Origin of the sequence: Brucella rhizosphaerae (assembly GCF_002252475.1) — a bacterium.
Classification (GTDB): Bacteria; Pseudomonadota; Alphaproteobacteria; order Rhizobiales; family Rhizobiaceae; genus Brucella; species Brucella rhizosphaerae.
On record NZ_NNRK01000033.1, the window covers coordinates 165,409 to 188,696 of the forward strand.

Here is a 23,288-nt window from a genome sequence, read left to right on the forward strand (position 1 = left end):
ATCAGTTCTGACCAGCGGCAATCTTCTGATCAAGGCCGAAGCGGTTCTCGATATATTCGGCAACCATCTTCTGGAAATCTGCGGCGATCTCGGGACCACGCAGTGTGGTGACCTTTTTGCCATCAACAAAGACTGGTGCGGACGGCGTTTCGCCCGTGCCGGGAAGCGAGATACCAATATCAGCATGTTTTGATTCGCCCGGACCATTGACGATGCAGCCCATGACCGCAACCGAGAGCGCTTCCACGCCCGGATATTTCTCGCGCCAGATCGGCATGTTGCGACGAATATCGTTCTGAATGTTTTGTGCCAGTTCCTGAAACACGGTCGAAGTCGTGCGTCCGCAACCGGGGCATGCCGCAACGATCGGAATGAACTGACGGAAGCCCATGGTCTGCAACAGTTCCTGCGCCACCTGCACTTCGCGCGTGCGGTCTCCGCCGGGTTCAGGGGTTAGTGAAATGCGGATCGTATCGCCAATACCCTGTTGAAGCAGGATGCCCATTGCAGCAGACGACGCGACGACGCCCTTGGTGCCCATGCCAGCTTCGGTAAGACCGAGATGCAGGGCATGATCAGAACGATTCGCAAGCATCGTGTAAACGGCGATCAGATCCTGCACCTGGCTGACCTTGGCCGACAGGATAATCTTGTCGCGGCTAAGCCCAATCTCTTCAGCCAGATGAGCAGAAATCAGTGCTGACTGCACGATGGCCTCGCGCATGACTTCCTGCGCGCTCAAGGGTGCGCCTTCCGCCTGATTGCGATCCATCAGTGTGGTCAGCAAGTCCTGATCAAGCGATCCCCAGTTCACGCCAATGCGCACTGGCTTATCGTAGCGGATCGCCATTTCGACGATATCGGCGAACTGCTTGTCTTTCTTGTCCTTGAATCCGACATTGCCCGGATTGATGCGATATTTCGCAAGTGCTTCCGCGCAAGCCGGATGATCGGCCAGAAGCTTGTGTCCGATATAATGAAAATCACCGACCAGCGGCACATTCATCCCGAGACGTTCAAGCCGTTCGCGGATTTTCGGCACTGCGGCAGCGGATTCATCACGGTCAACCGTTATGCGCACAATTTCGGAACCGGCGCGATGCAATGCTGCAACCTGCGCAACGGTGCCATCAATGTCCGCCGTATCGGTATTGGTCATCGACTGAACAACGACAGGTTCGCTGCCGCCAACGATAACACCGCCAACGCTTACGCCAACGGACTGGCGACGGGGAAAAGGATGCGAAAAATAGCTGACGGTCTCGGAGGACATTGTGCTCTGTTCTTTTATCCTGCCGCAATTGCCGATGGAAACCGCTTTCCGCTTCCCGGGAATTGCTCTTAGTACGGGCCTGTTTTCAGGTGGCGTAGCAAAGCGCAATTGTCAACGCCTGCCCACATTGCTTTGTTGTTATATAATCACTTGCCGACGCCTTGTCGCCTCCTCATTATACGCAGAATTAAGAGCGCATCCCGAAAAGTGTGAAGCGGTTTTCGGATAAGATGCGCTCAAAAACATGCTCTTAAGAGGAGAAACCCAGACATGCCCGATGCGAAGGCGCGCAAAACTGCAATCATCACCGGTTCCAATTCGGGCATAGGTCTTGGCATCGCCCATGCCTTGGCAGCTTCCGGGCACAATGTCGTGATCAATTCCTTTACAGACCGCGACGAGGACCGTGATCTTGCAAGCAGCATCGCCAAGGAACATGGCGTGAGCGTGATCTATGTTTCGGCTGATATGTCGAAGGCCGACGACTGTCGCGCGCTGGTTGCAAAAAGCGTGAAAGCTTTCGGCAGTGCAGACATCATCGTCAACAATGCCGGTATCCAGCATGTCGCTCCCGTCGAAGAGTTTCCGACCGAGCAATGGGACCGGATCATCGCCATAAACCTGACCTCGGCTTTTCACACATCAGCCGCTGCAATCCCGTATATGCGCAAAGCTGGCTGGGGTCGCATCATCAACATCGCGTCTGCACATGGCCTTGTAGCATCTCCGTTCAAGTCGGCCTATGTGGCGGCCAAACACGGCATTGTCGGCTTTACAAAGACACTTGCGCTGGAGCTTGCCACCGCAAAGATTACAGCCAACGCCATCTGCCCCGGCTATGTGCTGACCCCGCTTGTCGAGGCACAAATTCCGGATCAGATGAAAGCTCACCATATGGACCGCGAAACCGTGATCCGCGAAGTCATGCTCGATAAACAGCCGACGAAGGAGTTTGTCACCACCGCTCAGATCGGTGCACTTGCGTCCTTTCTTGCAACGGACGCCGCAGCACAAATCAACGGTGCCGCCCTGCCAATTGAGGGCGGCTGGACCGCTGAGTAAACATCGAGCGATAGCCGCTCGATGTATTTTTTCATCGCATTACCCTACGCAAAACCGCATCCTACGCAAACCGCTGCGCACTTTTGCTGGAAAGGCTTGTTAATGCGAACTATCCGCATATTTTGCCAGTCCCGAGAAGGCCAGAACAACCAGTAACAGGACAGGCAGTGCGAGAAACACCACGCTGAAACCGCTATGCTTGGCAACAAAGCCGATCAGAGAAGGTGCGACCAGCATGCCGGAATAGCCCATGGTGGTGGCAATCGACAGGCCAACACTTGGGTTGATGCCCGGTATGTTGCCCCCGATTGAGAACGCAATCGGCACCATGTTGGAAATGCCGATGCCGCAAATGGCAAAGCCAAAGATCACCGCATAAGGATGGCTCGACAGGCCAACAATCACCATTCCAACGATTGCAATCGAGGTGCAGAAGCGCAGCGTTTTGATCGCACCGAAGCGGTCTCGCACCAGATCACCCGCAAAGCGCATGATCGCCATGGTCGCGGAGAAGGCCGCAAAGCCAAAACTGGCAACAGTGACCGAAGCGCCAAGTTCATCCCGCAGATAATAAGCGCCCCAGTCGAGAATTGCACCTTCAGGGATCATCGAAAACAGAGCAATCACACCCACAAGCCATGGCAGCGGATTACGCGGCAGCACAAGCTTCTGCTTCGCGCCACTCGGATGCTGGAACTTGTCGGCGATAATCGCAGGCCAGGCAAAAGCGATCAACCCGGCCGCAACAATGGTTGTGACCAGCGCATGCACGGTGGAACCGAATTGCGCAATAAGGAAGCCGCCAGTTGCAGCGCCAATCAAGCCGCCAAGGCTCCAGAAAGCATGGCAGGACGACATAATTGCACGGCGCATTTTCTTTTCAACGCCCACCGCATTGGCGTTCATAGCGACGTCCATCGCGCCAAATACTCCGCCAAAATAGAACATCGCAATAACAGCCGTGACGACATTGGGTACAAGCGCAATGATAAGGAGCGTCGGAATAACGCCAATCGCGAATAGCTTGACCACCGCTCCCGACCCGCGATGCGCAGACAGTGCCCCGGCCACTGGCATCATGGAAAGAGATCCGATGCCAAAAACGAGAATCATCAGCCCCATACCACTGGTATCGAGCCCAAGGCGTGCCGCAAACTCAGGAATTTTTGGCGCCCAGCCACCAAAAATATATCCATTCATGAGAAAAAGCATCGCCACGGCGACCCGCTCTCTGGTCACGATTGGCGCACGGTCATTCAGCGCATCATTTCGTCCGGCAGTCTGTTCCATCTGGTCCTCAGTCACGACGCTGTGCCGCGCTTATTATATTCAGGCCCAACGCCATGTAAGGCGCAAGCACATCTTCATCGACATCGTCTTCAACAGCCATGACATTCACATCATCCAGTGAGATGACATCATGGGCAGCAACTGTACCAAGCTTTTCTGTGGTGATAGCGAGGGCAACTTTACGGCTGCGACCTGCAATCACCCGCTTGAATTCTGCATCTTCCAGATGAAGCGCGGTTACGCCTATTTCTGCCGCCATACCGCAAGCACCCAGCACGCAGAGATCAGGTCGCACCAGCTCTGCATCGCGCAAAGCACGAGCCCCCACCGCCGCACTGACACGGCGGTCGACAGGCCCTCCGATCATGATCACATCGATCTTTTCTGATTGCAGAAGAATAGCAGCGATTGACGGTGTGTTGGTGACAACGGTCAACGGATCGCCGCGCTCCACCAGCAAACGGGCAAGAGCAAGATTTGCTGATGACGAATCCAGAAACACCGTCATGTCCGGCTCGATCAACCCGGCTAAAGCCATAGCCAGTGCTGCTTTTGCTTCAGGCCTTTCGCAATCGCGCTCGGCAAGTGGCGCATAGGAAGGTGCCGCCTTCAATGCTCCACCATAGACACGTTTGCAAAGACCCGCAGCCGCCATCTCACGCAGATCACGGCGGATCGTATCTTCCGAAACCCCAAAAGTATCTGCAAGTTCACTGGCCAGCACACGTCCGGTCTGATCCAGCAATTCCTGAATCCGTGCCTGTCTCTCGTGCAATAAAAGCTCTGTCATTGTTGCTTTCCTATCAACACGCATAAACATGCATGAATCGGTATAAACGTGCATAGCAGATTTCTATAGCGGCGCAAGGCAAAAGAAAGCGCCGCACCCTTTGCAGGACGCGGCGCTTGGAAATTCTGAAAACGTGGTCGATTATTCAGCGTAAGTGATCAACAGGTCTTTCGCATCGATCTGTTCACCCGGACGCACCAGCACCTCGGCAATTGCACCATCGCGTTCTGCACGCAGAGCGGTTTCCATCTTCATGGCTTCAATGGAAAGCAGCACATCGCCTGCCTTCACACTCTGTCCCTGCGAAATAGCAACCGTAGACACAACACCCGGCATCGGCGCGCCGACATGCTTGTCATTGCCCAGCTCCGCCTTGCGTTTGACACCGCCCGACGCTCCCTTTGCGCGGTTAGGCACCTTCACGCGGCGCGGCTGGCCATTCAACTCGAAGAATACGGTGACCAGGCCCTTCTCGTCCGTCTCGCTCATCGCCTGATTGACGATGACAAGTGTCTTGCCGCGCTCCAGATCGACGAAGACTTCTTCTTCAGCCTTCAGACCATAGAAATAGACTGGCGTTGGCAAAACACTGGTCGGGCCATAGTTTTCCTGTGCCGCCGCATAGTCGGTAAAGACCTTTGGATACATCAGCGAAGACGCAAACTCCTGATCACTGATTTCGCGGCCAACCGTTTCCTCGACCGACTTGCGTTCTGCATCAAGATCAGCCGCTGGAAGCAACGAACCCGGGCGCACCGTGAACGGCTTTTCGTCTTTCAGCACTTTTTTCTGAAGCGCCTTCGGCCAGCCCGATGGCGGCTGACCAAGATCGCCACGCATCATCGAAACAACAGAATCCGGGAACGCGATATCCTTGTCCGGGTTTTCAACATCGGCGGTGGTGAGGTCCTGAGAAACCATCATCAGCGCCATATCGCCCACCACCTTGGAGGATGGTGTGACCTTGACGATATCGCCAAACATGCGGTTCACATCGGCATAGGCCTGCGCCACTTCATGCCAGCGGGTTTCAAGCCCCAGTGAACGCGCCTGTTCTTTGAGGTTCGTAAACTGACCACCCGGCATTTCGTGAAGATAGACTTCCGAAGCCGGTCCCTTCAGATCACTTTCAAAGGCCGCATACTGATTGCGCACCGCTTCCCAATAGAAGGAAATGCGGCGGATCGTTTCGGTATCAAGGCCCGGATCGCGCTCCGAACCATGCAGGGCCTCGACAATCGAACCAAGGCAAGGCTGCGAAGTGTTGCCGGAGAAGGCATCCATTGCCGCGTCAATCGCATCAACACCCGCATCGACCGCCGCAAGTACGGTCGCAGCCGAAATGCCAGACGTATCATGGGTGTGGAAGTGGATCGGCAGATCGGTTTCTTCACGCAGCGCCTTGAACAGCACGCGAGCAGCCGCAGGCTTCAACAGCCCCGCCATATCCTTGAGCGCGATGATATGTGCGCCAGCCTTTTCAACCTGCTTGGCCAGGTCAACATAATATTTGAGGTCGTATTTGGCGCGGTCCGGATTGAGGATATCGCCGGTGTAGCAGATGGCTGCTTCGCAGAGCTTATCTTCTTCCAGCACCGCATCCATCGACACACGCATATTCTCAACCCAGTTGAGGCTGTCAAACACACGGAAGATATCCATGCCGCCACGTGCAGCCTCGCGGACAAAATACTTCACCACATTGTCAGGATAAGACTTGTAGCCAACGCCGTTAGCCCCGCGCAGAAGCATCTGCAACAGAATGTTCGGAGCACCCTCGCGCACCATTGCCAGACGCTCCCACGGATCTTCCGTCAGGAAGCGCATGGAGACGTCGAATGTCGCCCCACCCCAGCATTCCAGTGAGAACAGGTTCGGCAGCGCCTGCGCATAGGCATTCGCCACGCGCGCAATATCATAGGTGCGCACGCGCGTCGCCAGCAACGATTGGTGACCATCACGCATAGTCGTGTCTGTCATGAGAACGCGCTTTTCGTTGCGCATCCATTCGGCAAACTTCTTCGGTCCAAGCTTGTCGAGCAACTGCTTGGTGCCATCCACAACCGGACGATCCCCAAACCAGGGCACTACAGGCTTTGCAGCATCTTGCGATGGCTCGGCGCGACCTTTGGTTTCAGGATGACCATTGACCGTGACATCAGCAATATAAGTCAAAAGCTTGGTCGCACGGTCCTGACGCTTCATATGGGTGAAGAGCTCAGGCGTCGTATCGATAAAGCGCGTCGTATATTCATTCGCCTGGAAGCTCGGATGATTGATGATCGCTTCCACGAAGGTGAGGTTCGTCGCCACACCGCGAATACGGAATTCGCGCAGGGCACGATCCATACGGCGGATAGCTTCCAGCGGCGTCGCACCCGATGCCGTTACCTTCACCAGCAACGGATCATAATAGCGCGTGATGACCGCGCCCGAATAGGCCGTGCCGCCATCAAGGCGAATGCCGAAACCTGATGCTGAGCGATAGGCCTGAATGCGGCCATAGTCGGGAATGAAGTTGTGCTCGGGATCTTCCGTCGTGATACGGCACTGCAGTGCATGGCCGTTAAGACGAATATCCTTCTGTTCAGGCACACCCGATTCGGGCATACCAATCGCAAAGCCCTCCAGAATATGGATTTGTGCCTTGACGATATCGATCCCCGTCACTTCTTCCGTAACGGTGTGCTCCACCTGAATACGCGGGTTCACTTCGATGAAGTAGAACTTGCCCGTATCGGCATCCATCAAAAATTCGACAGTACCCGCACCGATATAATCGGTAGCATGGGCAATCTTCAGCGCATGTCCGGCCAGTTCCTGGCGCTGCGCGTCATTGAGATAAGGTGCTGGTGCACGCTCAACGACTTTCTGATTGCGGCGCTGGATCGAACAATCGCGCTCATAAAGGTGAACCGCATTGCCGTGCGTATCACCCAAAATCTGCACTTCAACGTGGCGGGCACGCTCAACGAGCTTTTCCAGATAGACCTCGTCCTTACCGAAAGCAGCTTTGGCTTCACGCTTGGCTTCGGACACTTCACGAGCAAGATCTTCCTCTGCGTGGATGGCGCGCATACCGCGACCGCCACCACCCCACGAGGCTTTCAGCATCAAAGGATAACCGATCCTGGAGGCAAGCTTCTTCACTTCTTCAATGTCATCAGGAAGTGGATCGGTCGCAGGCACCACAGGCACACCAATCTCGATAGCAAGATTGCGCGCAGCTACCTTGTTGCCAAGACGGCGCATGGTTTCAGGCTTGGGGCCAATGAAGATAATGCCGTTTTCAGCGCAAGCATCCGCGAATTCAGGGCTCTCTGACAACAGGCCATAGCCTGGATGAATAGCATCTGCGCCTGAAATCTTGGCGACGCGGATGATTTCATCAATCGACAAATAGCTTTCAATCGGACCGAGATCGCGCTCCAGATGCGGTCCACGACCGACCTGATAGCTCTCATCCGCTTTAAAACGATGCAGCGAAAGTTTGTCTTCCTCAGCCCATATCGCAACCGTTTTTATGCCAAGCTCGTTGGCTGCACGGAACACGCGGATGGCAATCTCTGAACGATTGGCGACCAGTATTTTACGGATGGACAAGGCAGGTCTCCCGGGCTGCAATGATAAATGTGCCTTTGCTTAACCCGCAAAATGGGCAAGCGCAAACAAACTGTGCATTCAGGAGATAAAAACAAAATGCCCGACCAAAAGTCGGGCATTCTGCCAAAATTTAAAGCAAATTATGCTAATATATGAGGCAGTCTGCACAATGTTACTGAAGAAATAGTCTCTTCAGCTATTCACGCATGTTGCAGACCACTGCTCAAACAGGTGAGTCTGACTCAAGAAGCCCTATTTCTTCTGGAAGTAGTTATACTTGCCATCATCGCCCTTGCGCCACTCGAACATGACATAAGGCGAAAGGCTTGGATCGCCCTTTGCATCATAGGATACATCGCCAAGCACGGTCTTGAACGGACCCTTGCTCTTCATTGCTTCGGCCACCGACTGCGGGTCGTTGTTTCCGGCAGCGTTCGCAGCATCCACCAGCGACTGAACACCGGCATAAGCATAGAAGGTGTAAGCCTCAGGTTCAAAACCCTTGTCACGGAATGCCTTGATCAGATCGGCATTGGCCGCGTCGTCGCGAGGATCCGGGCCGAACGTGTTCAGAACACCCGAAACAGCATCACCAGCAATAGAGGCCAGTTCGTTGGATACAATGCCGTCACCGGAAATGAACTGGGCCTTCAGGCTTTGATCAGCCATCTGACGGATGATCAGACCGGCTTCCGGGTGCATACCACCCCAATAAACGGCAGTGATGCCTGAGGCCTTCATTTTCGAGATCAGAGCCGAGAAATCCTTGTCGCCCTGATTGATGCCTTCGTAAAGCGTCTCTTCCTTGCCATTGGCATTAAGAGACTTCTTCGTTTCATCGGCAAGACCCTGACCATACGGCGTTTTGTCGTGCAGGATGGCGACTTTGCCGTCCTTGTAATTGTCGGCAATGTACTTGCCCGCAACAATGCCCTGCTGATCATCACGACGGCAGGTACGGAAGGTGTTCCACAATTCACGCTCGGTGAAGGTTGGATTGGTGGTGCCCGGCGCAATCATCAGCACACCGTTTTCAGCATAAATATCCGATGTCGGAATGCTGACGCCCGAATTGAAATGACCGATTACGAACTGAACGCCGTCTCCGACGAACTTGTTGGCAACCGAAATTCCCTGACGAGGATCGGCAGCATCATCGCCATAAACGATCGTGATCTGCTCGCCATTCATGCCGCCCTTGGCGTTGGCTTCTGCAACAGCCGCCTCGACGCCGCGCTTGATCTGGTCGCCATAAGCCGCCTGACCGCCCGTCAGCGGCGCACCAACACCCACCAGCACGTCAGCGAAAGAGGCTCCACCCATTGCAACCAGTGCAGAAAGGCATACGCCGCAGAATAAGGACTTTTTCATTTCAATTACTCCCATTGAACAACGATCTCCGAACCGAGTTCCGGAGCCGTCAATTCCACTGGACGAGAGTTTTCAACGTGCCGTTGTTGCGAGCGGCAGACATCACCAGACGTGGTATAAATCCTCGTCCCATGAATACTCCCCAATGCCCTCGCCTCTCCTCCAGGGAACGAATTGCTCACCGTGATTTACACCGAACAATATCGTTGCATTAGGTAAAATGACTTGCGTTGCTCTTGTCCACCCTCTTTATTAGCTAATTATGATGCTCTTTTCGCATGACATCATGCATCGAAATAATTCATTAAATAAAAATGCCCGGCACATGACCGGGCATTCTCTGGCTTAACGAAACAATACAGCAGAAAGATTATTGCTGAATGTAATTATATTTCCCGTCAGCGCCCTTTTCCCACTTATACATTACGTAACCTGGAAGTTTCGGATCGCCCTTCTCATCATAGGAAAGATCGCCCAACACGGTTGGGAACGGACCTTTTTCTCTCAGAGCTTTGGCAATTTCCTGTGGGTCGTTGCTGCCAGCAGCCTTTGCAGCACCTGCAAGCGACTGAACGGCTGCATAGGAATAAAGCGTATAAGCTTCTGGTTCAAAGCCCGCATCGCGGAACTTCTTGACGAGTTCAGCATTTCCCGGGGCATTGCGTGGATCCGGGCCAAATGTGTTCAGCGTACCTTCAACCGCAGGACCTGCAATCGAAGCCAGCTCGTTGGAGACAATACCATCGCCCGAAATGAACTGCGCCTTCAGACCCTGATCAGCGAGCTGACGGATGATGAGACCGGCTTCCGGGTGGAGACCACCCCAGTAGACAACCGTCACACCGGCTTGCTTCATTTTAGCGATCAAAGCGGAGAAGTCCTTTTCGCCGACGTTTACGCCTTCGTAAAGTGTTTCTTTCGTGCCAAGTTCGTTGAGCTTCTTCTTGGTTTCGTCGGCAAGACCCTGACCATAAGGCGTTTTGTCGTGGATCACAGCAATCTTGGCATCTTTGAAGTTGTCGAAGATGTACTGGCCGGCAACGATGCCCTGTTGATCATCACGACCGCAGGTACGGAAAGTGTTCCACAGACCGCGTTCGGTATAGACTGGGTTGGTTGCAGCTGGCGAGATTTCGAGAATGCCGTTTTCGGCATAGACTTCAGAAGCCGGGATCGAAACACCGGAATTGAAGTGGCCGATCACGTATTTTACGCCGTCAGCAGCGAACTTGTTGGCAACGGAAATACCCTGCTTCGGATCCGACACGTCGTCTCCGAGCGTGATTGTGATCTTTTCGCCATTGATGCCGCCGGCGTCGTTGATTTCCTTGATTGCAGCTTCAGCACCCTTTTGAATCTGAGCACCATAAACAGCATTCGGACCGGTCAGCGGTGCGCCAATGCCCAACAGTACATCTGCCCAAGCCGAGCCACTGAAAGCCATCACTGCTGCAAGAGCAACGCCTGAGAAAAGCGATTTCTTCATTACTTGAACTCCCGATTATAGTTACCCCGAAACGATGTTTTTGCATCGCCTTATTATCTTGCTGATTAGCCAGCAATATCTACGCTGAACCTGTTTTTCAGCGTGATCTTTTTAAAAAAGCTCCGCCGCATAACGGCGAAGCTTTGAATTATTTTGCCTTCCAGCTGAGAGGCGAAGCTTTTTCATAAAGCCAGTTATACTGACGGACCATTTGCTTGGTACGGGTAAAACGATACCCCACCGTGCCAATGATCATCAGCACGATCACATCAACCAGATAATAGTGCAGCGAAAGCAGCGTGCCTTCAAACAAAGCATAGTGGATGAACCGCACCGCTGCACCCAAAGGGATGAGATAGAGCAGCAGCTGCGGATAGGTTCGCCAGGTCTGCGCACAGGCACGACCAGTCATCCACGCCGCCCAACCGCCCAAAAGGCAGGTGATGAGAAAAAACAACCAGAATGACGGTTCTTCGTAGAGAATTCCCTGCATGATTTTTCTCCTTAATGCCTTCCGCCTTCGAGATAGGCGGCACGCACTTCTGGGTCAGCCAGCAATTCGCGGCCAGCGCCGCTCATCGTGATTGATCCATTCACCATAACATAACCGCGATCAGCAAGCTTGAGCGCACCAAAAGCATTTTGCTCGACGAGAAACACGGTCAGACCCTGCGTACGATTGAGCTCCTTGATGGCCTCGAAGATCTGCTTGACAATAAGCGGAGCAAGACCGAGCGACGGCTCATCAAGCAGCAGAAGCTTCGGACGCGCCATCAGCGCGCGGGCAATAGCCAGCATCTGCTGCTCACCACCTGAAAGTGTACCACCGCGCTGTGTGACGCGCTCTTTCAGACGCGGAAACAGATCGAACATCAGCGCAACATCTTCTTCAAAATATTGCTGATGATCGAGGCTTGCACCCATCTGAAGGTTTTCCAGAACCGTCATGCGTGGGAAAATACGGCGGCCTTCCGGCGACTGCGCAATGCGGAGCTTTGCGATCTCATGCGGCGGCATCGACGTGATGTCCTTACCGCCAAAGAGAATACGGCCAGTGCGGGCACGTGGTGAACCAAAGATGGTCATCATTAGCGTGGATTTACCAGCACCGTTCGCGCCGATGAGTGCTACGATTTCACCCTCATTAACCGTCAGATCGATGCCCTTCAGAGCACGAATATTGCCGTAATAGGTTTCGACCTTTTCAACGGCCAGAAGCGGTTGGCGGGTCTGCATGGTTTCAGCCTGCATGGTTTCAGCCTGCATCATTCGCTTCCCTTCTTGGGCTTCGCCGGAGCTTTGGCGGTCTTTGTCGCTTTAGCGGCTCTGGCTGCCTTTACGGGGGCAGTCTTATGGCTCGTGGGAACATCGCCAGCTTCAACACGGGATGAAAACTCGGTAGCCTGACCTGAGCCAAGCTTGCTTGCCTGACCAACCCAGTTTTCGCGGGCAATACGACCATCAAATTTCAGATAGGTTTCAGCTTCAACAATGTCGGCTTCCGTCCAAGCGGCGATCTGATCGAAATGATAGATGCCGTGTTCGTTGAGCTTTTTCTCGTTGACTGCGCCGATACCCTTGATGAGCGTCAGATTATCAGGTTTTCCACCACGCGCTGCGGCAAGCCCACCGGCAAAATATTGCGGTGCTTCGGTCTTTTTTTCTTCGATTACCTCTTCCGCAAGCTGAGCTGCGATAAAATCAGCAGGATCAGCAACGCCAGGCTTATCCGCTTCTTCAATCAGGTCAGCAATCTCGTCATCGTCCACGCCAAGATAGGCAGCGATGACGCGCGGATCATTTCTGACTTTCTCAGGTGAGCCATCAGAAATTTTGGTGCCGTATTCAAGCACGATGACATGGTCGGAAATTTCCATAACCACCGACATGTCGTGCTCGATCAGAAGGATCGACGTGCCCGTTTCCTTGCGGATATCGAGCAGCAGCTTGTTCAGCTCAGCTGATTCACGCGGATTAAGCCCTGCAGCCGGTTCATCCAGGCAAAGTATTTCAGGCTCTGTGCACATGGCACGAGCAATCTCCAGACGGCGCTGATCGCCATAAGGCAGATCGCCAGCCGGATCGTCGGCACGGTCGATAAGATTGATCTTTTCAAGCCAGTCACGGGCTTTCTCAATCGCTGCCTTTGCAGCTTTCTTATAGCCCGGCAGACCAAGAAGCCCGAGGATCGTATAACCCGAGGATCGCATCAGTGTATTGTGCTGTGCGACGAGCAGGTTTTCCAGAACAGTCAGACCCGAGAAGAGACGGATGTTCTGGAACGTACGAGCGACACGCGCCTCCTGCGTGATCTTGAAGTCGGGCAAGCGTTCCAGAAGGAACTTTTCGCCCGTATTCCGGTTCATCGTCAACATGCCGCCGGTCGGCTTATAGAAGCCGGTAATGCAGTTGAAGACCGTAGTCTTGCCTGCACCGTTCGGACCGATGATCGCTGTGATGTCGCCCCGCTTCACATCGAAGCTCAGATCGTTGATCGCGACGAGACCGCCAAAGCGCATCGACAGATGCTCAACTGTAAGAATGGTGTCTTTCGAACCATTGCCAGCCATAATTTTTGTCTCCGCCATCAGCCGTGCCCTTCCTTGGTAAAGGCACCCGACACCATCTTCTTCTCGTTGAGGAATGCGCTTGGTTCTCGGCTTCCGACAAATCCGCGTGGTTTCCAGACCATCACCACCACCATGGCCAGACCGAAGATCAGCATGCGGTAGAGTTCAGGTGTGAAATTTGGACCGAAGATAGCCTTCAGGAAGCCCATTTCGCGCAGAATTTCCGTGCCGCCGATCATCGCGATTGCAGCAATGGCGATACCGACAAGCGATCCCATGCCACCCAAAACAACGATAGCGAGAATAACTGCGGATTCAAGGAACACGAAGGATTCGGGGCTGACGAAGCCCTGACGGGCAGCAAAGAAGGAACCGGCAAAACCACCGAACATCGCACCCGTCGCAAAGGCGGTGAGCTTAGTCGTGGTGGTGTTGATGCCGAGCGAACGGCAGGCGATTTCATCTTCACGCAATGCTTCCCATGCACGTCCGACAGGCATGCGGCGCAGACGGATCGTGACCAGAGCCGTAACCAGAGCGAGGATGAGGATCACGTAGTAAAGGAAGAACTTGTAGTGAGCGGCAGAGAAAGTCAGGCCGAAATAAGCGGCAAAGCCATCCTTGCTGGCATTAAATGGCAGACCGAAGAAGGTCGCCTTGGCAATGCCGGAAATACCGAACGTGCCCCTGGTCAGATCTGTCCAGTTTATCAACACCAGTCGAATAATTTCACCGAAAGCGAGCGTCACAATGGCCAGATAGTCACCACGCAGACGCAGGACCGGGAAGCCCAGAATAACGCCCCAAGTTGCCGCCAGAATGCCTGCAATCGGCAACAGCATCCAGAACGACAGGCCGAAATACGAAGAAAGGATCGCGTAGGAATAAGCACCCACTGCATAGAAGGCGACATAACCCAGATCGAGCAGACCGGCGAGGCCAACCACGATATTGAGGCCCCATGCGAGCATCACATAGATAAGAATCTGGACGCCGAAATTGTCGACCCATTTAAGCGAACCTTGCCAGCCAAGCATGCTGACGATCAGGACCGGGTAGACGAAAAGAAATACAACGCCAATCTGCGAAAAATGTTTGCGAAAGAAAGACGGGCTTCCGGCAGCAACTGTCGGACGACTCGCCTTCGCAAATTTGCGAGCTTCAAGCCAGGGCTGCAAGAAAGCGATAAAGCCAAAACGCCCGAAAGCAGCCATTGCGACCAGGATCGCAAGCGCTCCCCAGCGCTGTTGCAGCACGAGCTCATTATTGATGTTCTGGTCAGTCTTGAAACCAACGATGAGAACGAAAAGCCCCAATGCCAGTAATCCGGCAATGAAACCTTCACGAATGGCCCGGGCAAAAAGGGAATCCGGGCGTGAACCTGCTTGTACGGCCATGATTACACCTTTTCGACTTCAGGACGACCAAGAATGCCGGACGGCATGAAGATGAGTACGATGGCAAGGATCGAGAACGCGGCAACATCCTTGTAATCGATCGAGAAATAAGCTGACCACAACGCCTCGATGAGACCAATCAGCAAACCGCCAACAACAGCACCCGGCAGAGAGCCGATCCCGCCCAGAACCGCAGCCGTGAACGCCTTGACGCCGGGGATAAACCCGTCGGCAAAGGAAATCACGCCGTAGAAGGAGAGATAAAGCGTACCGGCAACAGCCGCCAGCATGGCCCCCATAACGAAGGTCAGCGAAATCACGCGATCGACATTGATGCCGAGAAGTGCCGCCATCTTACGATCCTGTTCGCAGGCACGCTGCGCACGACCCAGCGATGTGCGGTTAACGATGTACCAGAAGATCGTCAGCAACAACGCCGTCACCACGATGACCACGATCTGCTTAAGCGAGATCGTTACCTCGGTTCCGAAGATGCTGTAAGAGCCGTTCAGCAATTGCGGCACCGGCTTGTTGCGCGGTCCCTGCGTCACCTGGACGAAGTTGGACAATGCAATGGACATACCGATTGCCGTGATCAACGGCGCCAGGCGAAACGATCCACGCAGAGGCCGGTAAGCCGCCCGCTCGATCGTCCAGCTCCAAAGCCCCGTCAGAAGCATTGCAACGACCATCATAACGAGCAACATGAGCGCGATTGGCAGCGCTCCTATGAATGTTGTGATGATTAGAAAAACAATCAGCGCCATAAAGGCGCCGAGCATAAAGACATCGCCATGTGCAAAGTTGATCATGCCGATAATGCCGTAGACCATCGTATACCCGATGGCGATCAGGCCATAGATCGATCCGAGCGCGAGCCCGTTGATCACCTGCTGGAAGAAATATTCCATCTAGAAGCCACCCATTTTACTCTATCCGGTTTTATTGCCGCATCATTATTTCGTGCGACTTCATTTTTTCCCGGATAATTACACCTAACGGCTGTATAAAGGAATGCAAGCCCCTTTTGTCTCAGACAAAAGACTAATGACTTCCTTCCTCCACAAACTAGTTATGTCCCCTATAAAGGACCCTGTATATATTTTTTTCTCCTACCAAGGGCCATTTATTCCATAGTTTTCCCAATGCGTCACAGACAAAAAATAGGGAGTTTCCCCCTATTTTTGCCTACCGTACCGGTTTTACGCAACAGTAAACCCATGCGCAAACGGATCGCGGTCATCAATGAAGATCGTATTATAGCCTGTCATGCGCGCCCAGCCTGCAATGGAAGGGATGATTCCCGTACCGCCAGCCACATCAACTGCGCGCTCCACCCGACCGTGAAACAGCGATCCAATGATCGATTCATGCACGAAATCATCACCCGGTTTCAGCTTTCCTTTGGCCGTAAGCTGCGCCATTCGGGCCGAAGTGCCTGTGCCACAAGGCGAACGGTCAATCGCTTTGTCGCCATAGAAAACTGCGTTGCGCGCATGGGCTTCAGGATGCACCGGCTTTCCCGTCCAGAGAATATGCGTCAGACGATTGATGTCCGCTAGCTCTGGATGCTGGAAATTATATTTCTCGTTCAAACGCTCTCGCAGCACCGGACTCCAGGCAATAAACTGCAGAGCAGAATAATCTTGCATGTCGGTGTAATTTTCTTGCGGCTCGACAATTGCATAGAAGTTTCCGCCATAGGCAACATCGACCTTAATCGGCCCAAGATCAGGGCATTCCACTTCCAGTCCTTCCGCATAAAGGAAGGCCGGAACATTGGTGAGACGGACGCGATCCACATATTGGCCGTTCTGCTCGTATTCAATGGACACAAGTCCTGCGGGCGTATCGAGATTGAGCTTTCCCGGTATCTTGGGCGTCACAAGCCCCTGCTCAATCACCATCGTCACTGTACCAATGGTGCCATGTCCACACATCGGCAAGCAGCCCGAGGTTTCAATGAATAACACCGCGACATCGCAATCCGGACGTGTCGACGGGTAGAGAATGGAGCCGGACATCATGTCATGTCCGCGCGGCTCAAACATGAGCCCTGTGCGAATCCAATCATACTCGCGCAAGAAATGTGCGCGCTTTTCCATCATGTTGGAACCTTCAAGGTTCGGGCCACCACCTGCAACAAGACGCACCGGGTTGCCGCATGTATGTCCGTCGATGCAGAAGAAAGAATGTTTTGCCATAATGGTCAGTTCCGAAAACGTTGTGGCTTGAATGGTTCAATATTGATGGCAGGAGTGGACCCCGTGATGAGATCACAGATAAGTCGCCCTGTCGCCGCAGATTGTGTAAGGCCCAGATGCCCATGGCCAAAACCATAGTAGATATTGCCGCCTGAAGATGCGCGGCCGATAACCGGCATTGAATCGGGAAGTGACGGGCGATAGCCCATCCATTGCCGTCCGCCCTCGGTCTTCAGCCCCGGTAAAAACATAGCGGCTTTTTTCAGCATTGCAGCCGAGCGTGCAAAGTTTGGCGGCAATTGCAGCCCCCCAAATTCGACAGCTCCGCCAACGCGCAGACCTGTCGCCATCGGCGTAACAACAAAGCCATGACCGGGAAAAGTCAGCTGGCGCTTGACATCAAAGCTTCCGACGGGAAGCGTCGTGTTATAGCCGCGCTCCGTATCAAGCGGTACGGCATCGCCAAATCCCTGGGCCAGATTCCGCGACCATGCACCCGCCATAAGCACGAGATTCGCAGCGTTAATTTCCTTGCCATCTTCAAGGCTGATAACCGCACCACCATCAAGCTTTTGTGCGCTTACCACCTTAGCCTGCAGGAAGCGCGCACCCTTACTTTCCGCATAAGCCCATATGGCCTGACCGAATAATTTCGGATCGCTTACATTCTTCCATCCGGGAACGAAAGTGCCGGCCACAAAACGCGGGGCGAGCCCCGGCTGCAATTCCTTCAAGCGGCTTCCGCGCACATGTTCATAGGCTATGCCCGCCTTCTCACGCGCATCCCACCCGGCTTGCGATGCGGCAAGCTCGGCTTCGCTTTCATAAAGTTCGAGATTGCCATCTTCCTGCAATCTATCGCGCAAACCCGCACGATTAATCAGCCCCAGCATCTCGCTTTCCGCAAGGCGCATCATATTGCCTTGAGCAACCGTGGTCTTTTCAAGCGCTTCGGCGCTGCTCGCGCGCCAGAAACGATAAAGCCATGGGATCATTTTAGGGAGATAGGAAGGGCGGATAGTGAACGGCCCGAGCGGGTCCATCAACCATCCCGGAACTTTGCGCATGACGCCTTTTGAAGCCATTGGCAGAATGTCGGAAAATGCGAGGGCCGCAGCATTGCCGGAACTTGTTTCCTCGCAAATGCCGCTGCGGTCAATCACAAGAACATCACGACCATTTTCAGCCAGCAGTGCAGCAGTGGCAACACCAACGATCCCACCGCCAATGATGACTATGTCGTGTTGCCCCTTCAGATCAGAATTCATAAATGCACGGCTCCCGACCGGTCTTCTAATATTCGTCTCAGCTTACAACTCTGATCTATTTTCGCGCCAGTCACACCGGGTCTGTCCATCCATTTTTTGGAATGACACCATGCCAAAAGCTCGCTATCGATGATAATCGCTCTGTCGCGGTATTCTTGTTATTGTGCAGCGACATCGCGCTCTTCATTGATATATCACAGATATATCTGTAAGGTCCGTTTGTGTCAATTCCTATCAGGATAAGGCTTAGATCTGCATGGAACATGCAAGCGTCCACGACAATACAGCGAAACACAGCATAGCTCTTATCGACAGCTGGGGAAGCGAAAGCCTCGCCGAACAAGCCTATCGCGTTTTGGAACGCTCGATTGTGACGCTTGAACTGGAACCTGGTGCAATCGTCAACGAACGGTCCCTGATAGAACTGACCGGAATGGGGCGCACCCCGATACGCGAAGCGATTCAGCGCCTGGCTTGGGAAGGACTGGTTGAGGTCCGCCCCCGTTCCGGTATTGCGATCGCGCAGATTGACCCAACGGATTTCACCAAGGTTCTGGATGCGCGCGAAGGTGTCGAGCGTGTGTTGGCGCGGGATGCCGCCCGCTTTGGCAGCGCACGCGATTATGAACGGCTGAAAGCTGCTGCCGACGCCATGCGTCAGGCCATACCAGCAGAAGATGTTTCGCTATTTCTGGATGCGGACAAGGCATTTGATATCGTGCTCGGTGCGGCAGCCAGCAATCCTTACGCAGCACGTCTGGCAGCGCCCCTACAGACCCATAGTCGCAGATTCTGGTTCAGGCTGCGGCCATCCACTGGTATCACGGGTTCAGCGAATGCCCATGCCGCTTTGATCGAAGCCATTATATCCCGTGAACCGGAGCGCGCCAGCGACACGGCCAGCGAATTGATGGCTTATCTGCGCACGCTTGCGCCGTGATCACTCAGCATCACCGCGCGCTTAAAGCTTTGGATGCTCGCTTGGTTCGGCTGACGAAAAGCGACGTTGTGGCATCGGTGTCGAAGACCAGTCCATCATCGGTGCCGACATCATTCAATGCACGCGCGTAGGCATGTCGCGTTCCGTGCTCCATATCGCGGGTCTGCACTGAGGCTATCGATAGAATCGCCAGTAGCCCCACCATTGTTTGTGACGAGTAACGCATCTCCGACGCTCCGCCATGAATTTTAATTGGGGGGAAATTAAGCTGAAGCTCATGTCCGAAAAATGGCAAATACCGATCTAAGTCAGGGCGACTATTCACCAAACCGAGATTCGTCCCGCCTGAAATCTGAATCCCGAAAGACGCTAATGTGTCTTGTTCATCGATTCCGACATCTTGCGCATTACATTGAGTGCGGTTCTGAGCTCTTCGTCGCTGACGCCTTCCAGCAAATCAGCGCGTACATCGCCAGCAAGCTTCACCACCTGCTCAGCGAGCAACTTGCCTTCTTCGGTCATTACAATGCGCTTTGCGCGACGATCGCCTTCAACAGCCTGGCGTTCCACAAAAGCCTGGCGCTCCAATCCATCGATCAAACGAACCATGGTGGCATTTTCGATCTCAAGCACCTCTGCCAATTCCTTCTGGTAAAGGCCTTCCTGATCAATCAGCGTCAGCAGAGTACGTGCACGGGCCAGTGTAAGGCCCCTTTCTTTGACGCGAGCATCAAACAATGTGCGAAGTCTGCGATTGACCTTCGCCATCGCGTCGATCATTTCCGCACTCACATCTGCTCTGCTCATCGTGAAAGCCTTATATTAGGGACCTAACAATTAACTAATGAGATAAATTGCCGACACACAGTTTTCAAGCGATCATACGGACCTCACGCAAGCGTGATGGTATAAGTATCACGTGAAATCGGCCCTGTTGAAAAATCCATGCCAATAAAACTCAAAATAAGAAAAGCGGACCGAAGCCCGCTTTTCAAAAATTTGCGATATGGGAAGCCGAAGCCTAACCCTTTCAGGCCGGTAACACCGTCCCCTGCAGTGTCATCAGCTGATGCAGGAAAATCTCTGCCTTTGTGCGATGTTCGTTCGACGAAGCATCTTCAAGATGCTTGCGAGCGAGTTCGATACGCTTCTGAATATCGGCTGGATCAATGTCGTCAACATGCGTTGCAGATTCGGCCAGAACAGTGCAGCCCTGAGGGGTAATGTCGGCAAAGCCGCCAAAAACCACATAGGAATCGGACTTGCCGTCGCTCAGCTTAACCGAAACAACACCGGGCATGATCGTCGTCATCAACGGCGAATGACCGGCAAGAGCCGTCAAATAGCCTTCACTGCCCGGAATGACGACTTCCGTCACCTGTGCGGATAGCAGAAGGCGTTCAGGCGACACGAGTTCGAATTGGAAAGCTTGAGCCATGGTTCTCACTTAAATTTCCAGAGCTTGATCCCGAAAGTGGAAACCGATTTTCGGAAAAGATCATGCTCAAACAAATGAACAGGCATTTGCGGCGGGCTTTAAAGCCCGCCGAAAACTCAATTCATTACGCGGCTTCAGCAGCCAGCTTCTTCGCCTTTTCGATCGCTTCTTCAATCGAGCCAACCATGTAGAAGGCTGGTTCTGGAAGATGATCGTATTCACCTGCGCAAAGGCCCTTGAAGCCCTTGATGGTGTCGGCGAGATCGACCAGCTTGCCTGGCGAACCGGTGAACACTTCAGCAACGAAGAACGGCTGCGACAGGAAGCGTTCGATCTTACGAGCGCGCGCAACAGTCAGCTTATCTTCTTCCGACAGTTCGTCCATGCCGAGGATGGCGATGATGTCCTGAAGCGACTTGTAGCGCTGAAGGATCGACTGAACCTGACGTGCAACTGCGTAATGTTCTTCACCAACGATCATTGGATCGAGCATACGCGATGTGGATTCCAGTGGATCCACAGCCGGGTAAATACCCTTTTCAGCGATCGAACGGTTCAGCGTCGTGGTCGCATCCAGGTGAGCGAACGAAGTTGCTGGTGCAGGATCGGTCAAATCGTCGGCAGGAACGTAAATTGCCTGAACCGAGGTAATCGAACCCTTGGTCGTCGTGGTGATGCGTTCCTGCATCTGGCCCATGTCGGTTGCCAGCGTTGGCTGATAACCCACTGCGGAAGGAATACGGCCGAGAAGTGCCGAGAGTTCCGAACCAGCCTGCGTGAAGCGGAAGATGTTGTCCACGAAGAACAGAACGTCCTGGCCCTTATCACGGAAGTTTTCAGCAACCGTCAGACCCGACAGAGCAACGCGAGCGCGCGCACCCGGAGGCTCATTCATCTGACCGTAAACGAGTGCGGCCTTGGAGCCTTCACCGCCACCGAGCTTGTTAACGCCCGATTCGATCATTTCGTGGTAAAGATCGTTACCTTCACGGGTACGTTCACCGACACCTGCGAATACGGAGTAACCGCCGTGCGCCTTAGCAACGTTGTTGATCAGTTCCATGATCAGAACGGTCTTGCCAACGCCTGCGCCGCCGAACAGACCAATCTTACCGCCCTTGGCGTAAGGAGCGAGAAGGTCGACGACCTTGATGCCCGTTACAAGGATTTCAGCTTCGGTCGACTGTTCGATATACTCAGGAGCTTCCTGGTGGATCGAGCGACGAGCAGTGGTCTTGATCGGACCGGCTTCGTCAACTGGCTCACCAATAACGTTCATGATGCGGCCGAGCGTTTCTTCGCCAACCGGAACCATGATCGGGTTACCCGTGTCGCGCACTTCATGACCGCGAACCAGACCTTCGGTCGAGTCCATAGCGATTGTGCGAACAGTGTTTTCGCCCAGATGCTGTGCAACTTCGAGAACCAGACGGTTGCCCAGATTGTCGGTTTCCAGAGCGTTGAGGATCAGCGGGAGCTGACCATCTTCAAACTGTACGTCGACAACAGCGCCAATAACCTGAGTGATCTTGCCTACTGCGCCGGCCTTTGCAGCCTTAGGAGCTGCATCAGACTTAGCGGCAGCTGCCTTAACTGGAGCAGTCTTGGCTGGAGCCTTTTTGGCTGGAGCTTTGGCCGCTGCTGGCTTCGCTTCGGCCGCGGCGGTAGTTTTCGGGGTCGCTGCTTTTGCCATCGATCCTTTACCTTCCGATTAGAGCGCTTCCGCGCCCGAAATGATTTCGATCAGTTCCTTGGTGATCTGAGCCTGACGCTGACGGTTATACGTGATCGACAACTTGTTGATCATGTCACCGGCATTACGCGTCGCATTGTCCATTGCGCTCATCTTCGCGCCCATTTCGCCCGCCACATTTTCCAGCAGAGCGCGGAAAATCTGGACCGAAATATTGCGCGGGATCAGCGTGCTCAGGATCGCCGCAGGATCAGGTTCGTACTCATAAATCGCATCGCCTGCAGTATCCGCCTGCGCAACAGCACCAGCTGACGCCGGAATGAGCTGCTGTGCGGTCGGAATCTGAGCGATCACCGACTTGAACTCGGAATAGAACAGCGTACAGACATCAAATGCGCCCTGTTCAAACAACTCGATCACCTTGTGGCCGATCTGGTCGGCATGCACAAAAGCGAGCTGTTTGACTTCACGCAAATTGACATGATCAATAAGCAGCGAGGCAAATTCGCGACGCAGAATATCTGCGCCCTTCTTGCCCACTGTCAAAATCTTGACCGTCTTGCCTTCAGCGAGGAGCTTGCGGGCATGATCACGCGCAAAACGCGCAATCTGCGAGTTGAAACCGCCGCAAAGGCCGCGTTCTGCAGTGCAGACGACGAGCAGATGCACGTCGTCCTTACCCGTACCAGCCATCAAAGCCGGTGCATCTTCGCCGCTCACGTTCTGTGCAATATTTGCAAGAACGGCGCCCATGCGCTGCGAGTAAGGCCTTGCGGCCTCCGCAGCTTCCTGGGCACGGCGCAGCTTCGCCGCAGCGACCATTTGCATCGCTTTGGTGATTTTCTGCGTCGCCTTGACCGAGGCGATACGGTTTCTCAGATCCTTTAGTGAAGGCATCCGTTC

General features: G+C 53.8%; 20 protein-coding genes. 2 read left to right on the forward strand and 18 right to left on the reverse strand.

What is annotated here, in order from left to right; all coding sequences use genetic code 11:
* Window position 1: 1 nt before the first annotated feature.
* A complete protein-coding gene (gene ispG / locus CEV32_RS16670) occupies window positions 2–1,273 on the reverse strand; it encodes a flavodoxin-dependent (E)-4-hydroxy-3-methylbut-2-enyl-diphosphate synthase (RefSeq protein ID WP_094578237.1) in 1,272 nt (423 codons plus the stop codon).
* A gap of 270 nt (window positions 1,274–1,543) precedes the next feature.
* Here ispG and CEV32_RS16675 point away from each other — a divergent pair, with 270 nt between their 5' ends.
* Complete coding sequence (locus CEV32_RS16675) at window positions 1,544–2,335, forward strand: 3-hydroxybutyrate dehydrogenase (RefSeq protein ID WP_094578238.1); 792 nt, start codon at window positions 1,544–1,546, stop codon at window positions 2,333–2,335.
* A gap of 99 nt (window positions 2,336–2,434) precedes the next feature.
* Here the strand turns inward: CEV32_RS16675 and CEV32_RS16680 are convergent, their stop codons facing one another.
* The 12 genes from CEV32_RS16680 to CEV32_RS16735 form a co-directional block, all read right to left on the reverse strand.
* Complete coding sequence (locus CEV32_RS16680; RefSeq protein ID WP_094578239.1) at window positions 2,435–3,625, reverse strand: MFS transporter; 1,191 nt, start codon at window positions 3,623–3,625, stop codon at window positions 2,435–2,437.
* Window positions 3,626–3,632: 7 nt separating this feature from the next.
* On the reverse strand, window positions 3,633–4,415 hold the full coding sequence (locus CEV32_RS16685; protein WP_094578240.1) for a DeoR/GlpR family DNA-binding transcription regulator: 783 nt from the start codon (window positions 4,413–4,415) through the stop codon (window positions 3,633–3,635).
* A gap of 141 nt (window positions 4,416–4,556) precedes the next feature.
* On the reverse strand, window positions 4,557–8,018 hold the full coding sequence (pyc, locus tag CEV32_RS16690; RefSeq protein WP_094578241.1) for a pyruvate carboxylase: 3,462 nt from the start codon (window positions 8,016–8,018) through the stop codon (window positions 4,557–4,559).
* Between the two features lie 252 nt (window positions 8,019–8,270).
* The gene (locus tag CEV32_RS16695; RefSeq protein WP_094578323.1) at window positions 8,271–9,389 is read right to left on the reverse strand and encodes a branched-chain amino acid ABC transporter substrate-binding protein; all 1,119 of its coding nucleotides are present in this window, start codon (window positions 9,387–9,389) and stop codon (window positions 8,271–8,273) included.
* 370 nt (window positions 9,390–9,759) lie between these two features.
* A complete protein-coding gene (locus tag CEV32_RS16700) occupies window positions 9,760–10,875 on the reverse strand; it encodes a branched-chain amino acid ABC transporter substrate-binding protein (protein ID WP_094578242.1) in 1,116 nt (371 codons plus the stop codon).
* 148 nt (window positions 10,876–11,023) lie between these two features.
* Window positions 11,024–11,368 (reverse strand): DUF6867 family protein, encoded by a 345-nt coding sequence (locus CEV32_RS16705; protein WP_094578243.1) that lies wholly within the window; start codon window positions 11,366–11,368, stop codon window positions 11,024–11,026.
* 11 nt (window positions 11,369–11,379) lie between these two features.
* A complete protein-coding gene (locus CEV32_RS16710) occupies window positions 11,380–12,126 on the reverse strand; it encodes an ABC transporter ATP-binding protein (RefSeq protein WP_094578324.1) in 747 nt (248 codons plus the stop codon).
* 14 nt (window positions 12,127–12,140) lie between these two features.
* Window positions 12,141–13,445, reverse strand: a complete 1,305-nt coding sequence (locus tag CEV32_RS16715; protein WP_094578325.1) for an ATP-binding cassette domain-containing protein — start codon at window positions 13,443–13,445, stop codon at window positions 12,141–12,143.
* A 17-nt stretch (window positions 13,446–13,462) separates the two neighbouring features.
* Window positions 13,463–14,842 (reverse strand): high-affinity branched-chain amino acid ABC transporter permease LivM, encoded by a 1,380-nt coding sequence (gene livM, locus CEV32_RS16720; RefSeq protein WP_094578244.1) that lies wholly within the window; start codon window positions 14,840–14,842, stop codon window positions 13,463–13,465.
* Window positions 14,843–14,844: 2 nt separating this feature from the next.
* Window positions 14,845–15,753 (reverse strand): branched-chain amino acid ABC transporter permease, encoded by a 909-nt coding sequence (locus CEV32_RS16725; RefSeq protein WP_094578245.1) that lies wholly within the window; start codon window positions 15,751–15,753, stop codon window positions 14,845–14,847.
* A 291-nt stretch (window positions 15,754–16,044) separates the two neighbouring features.
* Window positions 16,045–17,046, reverse strand: a complete 1,002-nt coding sequence (locus tag CEV32_RS16730) for a 4-hydroxyproline epimerase (RefSeq protein ID WP_094578246.1) — start codon at window positions 17,044–17,046, stop codon at window positions 16,045–16,047.
* Between the two features lie 5 nt (window positions 17,047–17,051).
* Window positions 17,052–18,314 (reverse strand): NAD(P)/FAD-dependent oxidoreductase, encoded by a 1,263-nt coding sequence (locus tag CEV32_RS16735; RefSeq protein WP_094578247.1) that lies wholly within the window; start codon window positions 18,312–18,314, stop codon window positions 17,052–17,054.
* Between the two features lie 256 nt (window positions 18,315–18,570).
* Here CEV32_RS16735 and CEV32_RS16740 point away from each other — a divergent pair, with 256 nt between their 5' ends.
* Window positions 18,571–19,254 (forward strand): GntR family transcriptional regulator, encoded by a 684-nt coding sequence (locus CEV32_RS16740; RefSeq protein WP_094578248.1) that lies wholly within the window; start codon window positions 18,571–18,573, stop codon window positions 19,252–19,254.
* Between the two features lie 10 nt (window positions 19,255–19,264).
* On the opposite strand, the gene CEV32_RS16745 is transcribed toward CEV32_RS16740, so the two are convergent.
* The 5 genes from CEV32_RS16745 to CEV32_RS16765 form a co-directional block, all read right to left on the reverse strand.
* The gene (locus CEV32_RS16745) at window positions 19,265–19,480 is read right to left on the reverse strand and encodes a hypothetical protein (protein ID WP_094578249.1); all 216 of its coding nucleotides are present in this window, start codon (window positions 19,478–19,480) and stop codon (window positions 19,265–19,267) included.
* Between the two features lie 143 nt (window positions 19,481–19,623).
* Window positions 19,624–20,061, reverse strand: coding sequence for a MarR family winged helix-turn-helix transcriptional regulator (locus tag CEV32_RS16750; protein WP_094578250.1), 438 nt, complete (start codon window positions 20,059–20,061; stop codon window positions 19,624–19,626).
* A gap of 223 nt (window positions 20,062–20,284) precedes the next feature.
* Entirely contained in the window at window positions 20,285–20,692 is a 408-nt protein-coding gene (locus CEV32_RS16755) for a F0F1 ATP synthase subunit epsilon (RefSeq protein WP_094578251.1), read from the reverse strand.
* 124 nt (window positions 20,693–20,816) lie between these two features.
* Window positions 20,817–22,385, reverse strand: coding sequence for a F0F1 ATP synthase subunit beta (gene atpD, locus CEV32_RS16760; RefSeq protein ID WP_094578252.1), 1,569 nt, complete (start codon window positions 22,383–22,385; stop codon window positions 20,817–20,819).
* An 18-nt stretch (window positions 22,386–22,403) separates the two neighbouring features.
* The gene (locus CEV32_RS16765) at window positions 22,404–23,282 is read right to left on the reverse strand and encodes a F0F1 ATP synthase subunit gamma (RefSeq protein ID WP_094578253.1); all 879 of its coding nucleotides are present in this window, start codon (window positions 23,280–23,282) and stop codon (window positions 22,404–22,406) included.
* Window positions 23,283–23,288 lie beyond the last annotated feature (6 nt).

Excerpts from the sequence above, each read along its gene's own strand:
- ispG (WP_094578237.1), bottom strand. The coding sequence starts at position 1,273 with ATGTCCTCCGAGACCGTCAGCTATTTTTCGCATCCTTTTCCCCGTCGC.
- CEV32_RS16675 (WP_094578238.1), top strand. The coding sequence starts at position 1,544 with ATGCCCGATGCGAAGGCGCGCAAAACTGCAATCATCACCGGTTCCAAT.
- CEV32_RS16680 (WP_094578239.1), bottom strand. The coding sequence starts at position 3,625 with ATGGAACAGACTGCCGGACGAAATGATGCGCTGAATGACCGTGCGCCA.
- CEV32_RS16685 (WP_094578240.1), bottom strand. The coding sequence starts at position 4,415 with ATGACAGAGCTTTTATTGCACGAGAGACAGGCACGGATTCAGGAATTG.
- CEV32_RS16695 (WP_094578323.1), bottom strand. The coding sequence starts at position 9,389 with ATGAAAAAGTCCTTATTCTGCGGCGTATGCCTTTCTGCACTGGTTGCA.
- CEV32_RS16700 (WP_094578242.1), bottom strand. The coding sequence starts at position 10,875 with ATGAAGAAATCGCTTTTCTCAGGCGTTGCTCTTGCAGCAGTGATGGCT.
- CEV32_RS16705 (WP_094578243.1), bottom strand. The coding sequence starts at position 11,368 with ATGCAGGGAATTCTCTACGAAGAACCGTCATTCTGGTTGTTTTTTCTC.
- CEV32_RS16710 (WP_094578324.1), bottom strand. The coding sequence starts at position 12,126 with ATGCAGGCTGAAACCATGCAGACCCGCCAACCGCTTCTGGCCGTTGAA.
- CEV32_RS16715 (WP_094578325.1), bottom strand. The coding sequence starts at position 13,445 with ATGGCTGGCAATGGTTCGAAAGACACCATTCTTACAGTTGAGCATCTG.
- livM (WP_094578244.1), bottom strand. The coding sequence starts at position 14,842 with ATGGCCGTACAAGCAGGTTCACGCCCGGATTCCCTTTTTGCCCGGGCC.
- CEV32_RS16725 (WP_094578245.1), bottom strand. The coding sequence starts at position 15,753 with ATGGAATATTTCTTCCAGCAGGTGATCAACGGGCTCGCGCTCGGATCG.
- CEV32_RS16730 (WP_094578246.1), bottom strand. The coding sequence starts at position 17,046 with ATGGCAAAACATTCTTTCTTCTGCATCGACGGACATACATGCGGCAAC.
- CEV32_RS16735 (WP_094578247.1), bottom strand. The coding sequence starts at position 18,314 with ATGAATTCTGATCTGAAGGGGCAACACGACATAGTCATCATTGGCGGT.
- CEV32_RS16740 (WP_094578248.1), top strand. The coding sequence starts at position 18,571 with ATGGAACATGCAAGCGTCCACGACAATACAGCGAAACACAGCATAGCT.
- CEV32_RS16745 (WP_094578249.1), bottom strand. The coding sequence starts at position 19,480 with ATGCGTTACTCGTCACAAACAATGGTGGGGCTACTGGCGATTCTATCG.
- CEV32_RS16750 (WP_094578250.1), bottom strand. The coding sequence starts at position 20,061 with ATGAGCAGAGCAGATGTGAGTGCGGAAATGATCGACGCGATGGCGAAG.
- CEV32_RS16755 (WP_094578251.1), bottom strand. The coding sequence starts at position 20,692 with ATGGCTCAAGCTTTCCAATTCGAACTCGTGTCGCCTGAACGCCTTCTG.
- atpD (WP_094578252.1), bottom strand. The coding sequence starts at position 22,385 with ATGGCAAAAGCAGCGACCCCGAAAACTACCGCCGCGGCCGAAGCGAAG.
- CEV32_RS16765 (WP_094578253.1), bottom strand. The coding sequence starts at position 23,282 with ATGCCTTCACTAAAGGATCTGAGAAACCGTATCGCCTCGGTCAAGGCG.